Source organism: Streptomyces sp. SID3212, from assembly GCF_009865405.1.
Classification (GTDB): domain Bacteria; phylum Actinomycetota; class Actinomycetes; order Streptomycetales; family Streptomycetaceae; genus Streptomyces.
Genome location: NZ_WWJY01001112.1, coordinates 1 through 3,688, shown reverse-complemented (window position 1 = coordinate 3,688; position 3,688 = coordinate 1). Strand labels below are relative to the sequence as shown.

Below are 3,688 nucleotides of genomic sequence, written 5' to 3'. Positions count from 1 at the left end.
AGCCCGCGCGACGCCTCGCGCAGCGCCGCGTGGCCGGAGACGGCCCGCGCGAAGACCGCCTCGGCGATCCCGGAGACCGGCACCCCCAGGTCGAGGGCGATCTGGACCGTCCAGCGGCCGGTGCCCTTCTGCTCGGCCTGGTCGACCACGACGTCCACGAACGGCTTGCCGGTCGCCTCATCCGTATGGGCGAGTACCTCGGCGGTGATCTCGATCAGGTACGAGTCGAGCCGGCCGGTGTTCCACGTACGGAACGTCTCGGCGATCTTCGCGGGGGAGTAGCCCGCGACGGACCGCAGCAGGTGGTACGCCTCCGCGATGAGCTGCATGTCGGCGTACTCGATGCCGTTGTGCACCATCTTCACGAAGTGGCCCGCGCCGTCCGGGCCGATGTGCGCGACCGTACGCGCCCCGTCCGGTGCCTTCGCCGCGATCTTCTCCAGCAGCGGGCCGAGGGATTCGTACGACTTGGCGGAGCCGCCCGGCATGATGCTCGGGCCGTGCAGCGCGCCCTCCTCGCCGCCCGAGACCCCCACCCCGACAAAGTGGATGCCGCGCTCGCGCAGCTCCTTCTCGCGGCGGCGGGTGTCGGCGAAGTGGGCGTTGCCGCCGTCGATGATGACGTCGCCCTCCTCCAGCAGCGGGGCGAACTCCCGGATCACGGCGTCCGTCGGGTCCCCGGCCTTCACCATGATCATCAGGCGGCGGGGGCGCTCCAGGGCCGCGACGAACTCCTCCGCGCTCTCCGCGGGCACGAAGGTGCCCTCGTCGCCGAACTCCTCGACCAGGGCCCGGGTCTTCGCGGCGGTGCGGTTGTGCACGGCGACCGTGAGACCGTTGCGCGCGAAGTTGCGGGCCAGGTTGCGGCCCATCACCGCGAGCCCCGTGACGCCGATCTGGGCGGTACCACTCATGGAAGCGCTCCTGAAAGTTGTGAGTCTGTTACGCCGAGCGTGAGCCTGTGCCGAGCGTGAGCTCGTTACGTCGATCCTCAAGGTGCCCGGAGTCATCCGCATTCCGGGCCTCCCGCATCGTGTCGTGTTCCCGCCGTACGCGCGACGTGATTGCCGGATCGTGTCCGAACGGGCAGGGCCCGATGTGAGCGGCTTCTCGTGTAACCGGTCCGGTTGTGGGGAAAGGGGATTCCGGTTCGGGCTCCGTTCGGGCACGGGACGGTACCGAATCGGGCGGTGATCCGCGCGACAACAGCCGTTGTCGCGGGCGTGACCTGCGACAACGCTCCCGGCGAAGCGGGCATGAACGGGCACAGTCGCCTCGGTGAAGAACCTGGTCGCCGTGGGGCCCTTGCTTGTACAAACGACGCATGAGCCCGAACGGGTGCTGAGCCCGAGCCGCAGCGGAGCAGGGAAGTGTGTGTCGTGGACACCGACGAACGCCGACGAGAAATCCTGGAGATCGCCCGCCGTGCCGGGGCGGTCGACGTCACCGATCTCGCCTCGAAGCTCTCGGTGGCCAAGGAGACCGTCCGGCGCGACCTGCACGCCCTGGAGGAACACGGCCTGGTACGGCGCACCCACGGCGGCGCCTACCCGGTGGAGTCGGCCGGCTTCGAGACGACCCTCGCGGTACGGACCACCCGTCTCGTCCCGCAGAAGTCCCGGATCGCGGCCGCCGCCGCCGATCTCCTCGGCGACGCGGAGACCGTCTTCGTCGACGAGGGCTTCACCCCGCAGCTCGTCGCCGAGGCGCTGCCCCGCGACCGGTCCCTGACCGTCGTCACCGCCTCCCTCGCGGTGGCGACCGCGCTCGCCGACGCGGAGAAGATCGCGGTGCTGCTCCTCGGCGGCCGGGTCAGGGGCTCCACCATGGCCACGGTGGACCACTGGACCACGCGTATGCTCTCCGAGTTCGTCATCGACCTGGCGTACGTCGGAGCCAACGGGATCTCCCGCGAGTACGGCCTCACCACCCCGGATCCGGCCGTCAGCGAGGTCAAGGCGCAAGCCATGCGCAGCTCCAGGCGCCGGGTCTTCGCCGGGATCCACACCAAGTTCGGCGCGGTGAGCTTCTGCCGGTTCGCCGAGGTCGCCGACTTTGAATCCATCGTCACGGACGCGGGCCTGCCCTCGGCGGAGGCTCAGCGGTACTCCCTCCTCGGACCGCAGGTCATCCGCGTCTGACACCCACCGGCCCTCTCCGTTCCGTACCCGCCGCGCCGCCTCGGCCCGGCCGGGACGCGGGTCCGCACACCCCGAACCCCCTCACAACGAAGTGATCAGGAGACAACTCATGTCCGTCCAGAAAAGACGACGTGGAATCAGCGTCCGTGTGGGAGCAGGCGCCGCCCTGGCGGCCCTGCTCGCGGGGTGCAGCGGAGCCGGCGGGGGCAGCTCCTCCGGCGGGAGCGACTCGATCAACGTCCTGATGGTGAACAACCCGCAGATGGTCGAGTTGCAGAAGCTCACCGCGGACCACTTCACCAAGGACACCGGGATCAAGGTCAACTTCACCGTCCTGCCCGAGAACGACGTCCGCGACAAGATCAGCCAGGACTTCTCCGAGCAGGCCGGCCAGTACGACGTCGCCACCATCAGCAACTTCGAGGTCCCGTTCTTCGCCAAGAACGGCTGGCTGCACCCGCTGGACGACTACGTCAAGAAGGACAAGGCCTTCGACCAGCCCGACATCCTCAAGCCCCTCCAGGACTCGCTGACCGCCGCCGACGGCAAGCTCTACGGCGAACCGTTCTACGGCGAGTCGTCGTTCCTCATGTACCGCAAGGACATCTTCGCCGAGAAGAACCTGACCATGCCGCCCAAGCCCACCTGGCAGCAGGTCGCCGACCTCGCCGCGAAGGCGGACGGCGCGAAGAGCGGCATGAAGGGCATCTGCCTGCGCGGGCTGCCCGGCTGGGGCGAGGTCATCGCCCCGCTGACGACCGTCGTGAACACCATGGGCGGCACCTGGTTCACCAAGGACTGGGAGGCGCAGCTCACCTCGCCCGAGTTCACCAAGGCCACCCAGTTCTACGTCGACCTCGTCCGCGAGCACGGCGAGGCGGGCGCGGCACAGTCCGGCTACTCCGAGTGCCTCAACAACATGACACAGGGCAAGTCAGCCATGTGGTACGACGCCACCGCCGGCGCCGGCTCGCTGGAGGCCGCCGACTCCCCGGTCAAGGGCAAGATCGGCTACGTACCCGCGCCGGTCGACAAGACCGAGAGCTCCGGCTGGCTCTACACCTGGGCCTGGGGCATGCAGAAGGCGTCCACCAAGGACGAGAGCGCCTGGAAGTTCATCTCCTGGGCGTCCAGCAAGGAGTACGAGAACCTCGTCGGCGAGAAGATCGGCTGGCCCAACGTGCCCGCCGGCAAGCGCGCCTCGACCTACGCCAACCCGGACTACCTCAAGGACGCGGCGGCCTTCGCCGACGTGACCCAGCAGGCCATCACCTCGGCCAACCCGACCAACCCGGGCACCCAGCCCCGGCCCACGGTCGGCATCCAATTCGTCGACATCCCGGAGTTCACCGACCTCGGCACGAAGGTCTCGCAGGAGATCAGCGCCGCCATCGCGGGCAAGCAGTCCGTCGCGGACGCCCTCAAGACCTCGCAGGCGCTCGCCGAGAAGGTCGGCAAGGAGCAGCAGTGAGTGCCCCCGTCCGTACCCCCTCGGCCTCCCCGGCCGGCGCGTCGCGGCCCCCGGCGCCGCGACGCGCCGGCCGGGG

3 protein-coding genes are annotated in these 3,688 nt (G+C 69.4%); 2 read left to right on the top strand and 1 reads right to left on the bottom strand.

Features of this window, described 5'->3' with window-relative positions; genetic code table 11:
- The coding region (gene gndA, locus GT042_RS33050) for an NADP-dependent phosphogluconate dehydrogenase (protein ID WP_161312373.1) at nucleotides 1-914 on the bottom strand (914 nt) is incomplete at its 3' end.
- Nucleotides 915-1,379: 465 nt separating this feature from the next.
- Here gndA and GT042_RS33045 point away from each other — a divergent pair.
- Together GT042_RS33045 and GT042_RS33040 are read left to right on the top strand one after the other, a co-directional pair.
- Entirely contained in the window at nucleotides 1,380-2,141 is a 762-nt protein-coding gene (locus GT042_RS33045; protein ID WP_161312372.1) for a DeoR/GlpR family DNA-binding transcription regulator, read from the top strand.
- 109 nt (nucleotides 2,142-2,250) lie between these two features.
- Nucleotides 2,251-3,612, top strand: coding sequence for a sugar ABC transporter substrate-binding protein (locus GT042_RS33040; RefSeq protein ID WP_161312371.1), 1,362 nt, complete (start codon nucleotides 2,251-2,253; stop codon nucleotides 3,610-3,612).
- The last annotated feature ends 76 nt before the right edge of the window (nucleotides 3,613-3,688 follow it).